Genomic DNA, 1,664 nt, shown 5'->3' on the forward strand with positions numbered 1-1,664 from the left:
TGGCCAGCTTTGATCAGATGTATGGAGAAGAGAGCCCGCTCAATACAGAAATGGAAGACACTGAAGAGAATCCAGATTCGGACTCGCCGGAGGATTCCGGCTTTGGAAACTTTGGTGATGAGCGGGCGACGATGGCGGGCTTTTATATCAATCATAATGTAGGAATCGCTTTAAAATGCTTTGCCTTGGGAATTCTGCTGGGAATCGGGACGGTTTACACTCTGTTATTCAATGGAATTTTTCTGGGAGCGGTTTCCGGTTATATTGTCAGCCAGGGACATGGAGATCGATTTTTGAGTTTTGTCATCTCACATGGTTCGTTTGAGTTGACGGCCATTGCCATTTCGGGAGGAGCCGGCCTGATGCTGGGAAACGCCCTCATTCACCCCGGTCAGAGAACCCGTTTCCAATCGCTGCAGGTACGTGGGCTTGAAGCCGTCCAGATCGCCGGAGGTGCTGCCGTCATGCTGGTGGTGGCGGCATTCATCGAAGCGTTCTGGTCCCCGTCTGAAATTCCGAATCTCGTGAAATACATAGTCGGCAGCGGTCTCTGGTTGATTGTTTTCGTATATCTGGGATTCGCAGGACTGCAATCTGATGCGAAGCCATTAACAGCCAGCAGCAGTGAACGAAGTAAATCTTCGGAAACAAATTTGACTGGGAAACGGCGACTATGAGATTCGACCATGTGAATATTGCCTTCGTTCCCCGGAAGTCAGCTAATTGCCTGGATCTGGCGGTCATGTTTTATGGTCGCTTTCTGATTCCCATTCTCAAACTGTGGGCTCTGTTTGCCATTCCGGCCTGCACTCTGGTTTATCTGCTCAGTTACTATTTTCTGGTGGATATCAGAACGGCGATCACAATCGCCTATTTTACGACTTCACCGCTGGGAGTGCTGCTCACCTGGAATTCGGCATTATTTACTTTTGGAAATACGCAGGGGTTCCGAAGTTTACAGCGGCAATTTATTCCACAACTGATCCCGTTGATGATACGGTGTCTGTTCGATCGGGCGCTGTTATTTATCGGACCTGCTTTAATTCTGTTCTCCGGAGACATCTTCATCCTGCTGGGTTTCATCTATCTCTTTTTCCCGGGAATCTGGTTAGCTTTGCGGAACGGCTTTCGAGCAGAGCAGTTCTCACTCATTTATGCCGACATCGCTTCACAGGAAGGTACCTCTCACGATCATCGCACGAAAGACCTCGTTTCTCATGATTTCAGCGCACTATTTTTTCGTGGTCTCTGGACATTCATGTTCTGCTATATCCTGACGTTAGTATTGTTTATTACCTTCGATTATCTTTCCTATAAATTACTGGAGTTTCCGATCTTGATTGGTCAGATTCCTTATCTGATGGACCCTGAAGCAATCGACCAGTCCGTGTCCAATATCTTTCTACTGATGACATCCGACCCGCGTGTCTTAACCGTGTTGACGGGCTTCATCCTGCTGGTCTATCCCATTGGTCGAATCGCCTGGTTCTTTACTTATATTGATCTGCGCGTCCGTCTTGACTGCTGGGATATGGAATTACGGATGGCTGAGGTTTCACAAAAACTGAATACAAGGGAGGCTTCCTCATGATGGGTTACTCCCGACGCTCTACCGGATGCATCGCAATATTCGCATTTGCTGTGACAGCCAGCCTGTCTCTGGT

The 1,664-nt window shown here is 48.3% G+C and carries 2 protein-coding genes; both read left to right on the forward strand.

Going from position 1 to position 1,664, the window contains the following annotated elements; all coding sequences use genetic code 11:
- Positions 1–677 (forward strand): stage II sporulation protein M (locus Q0294_RS07005; RefSeq protein WP_299462448.1); only part of this gene is annotated, 677 nt, incomplete at its 5' end.
- Positions 674–1,591, forward strand: a complete 918-nt coding sequence (locus Q0294_RS07010) for a hypothetical protein (protein ID WP_299462452.1) — start codon at positions 674–676, stop codon at positions 1,589–1,591. The genes Q0294_RS07005 and Q0294_RS07010, both read left to right, overlap by 4 nt.
- The last annotated feature ends 73 nt before the right edge of the window (positions 1,592–1,664 follow it).

Origin of the sequence: uncultured Gimesia sp. (genome assembly GCF_937919775.1) — a bacterium.
In the GTDB taxonomy this organism is placed as follows: domain Bacteria; phylum Planctomycetota; class Planctomycetia; order Planctomycetales; family Planctomycetaceae; genus Gimesia.

Excerpts from the sequence above, each read along its gene's own strand:
- Q0294_RS07010 (WP_299462452.1), top strand. The coding sequence starts at position 674 with ATGAGATTCGACCATGTGAATATTGCCTTCGTTCCCCGGAAGTCAGCT.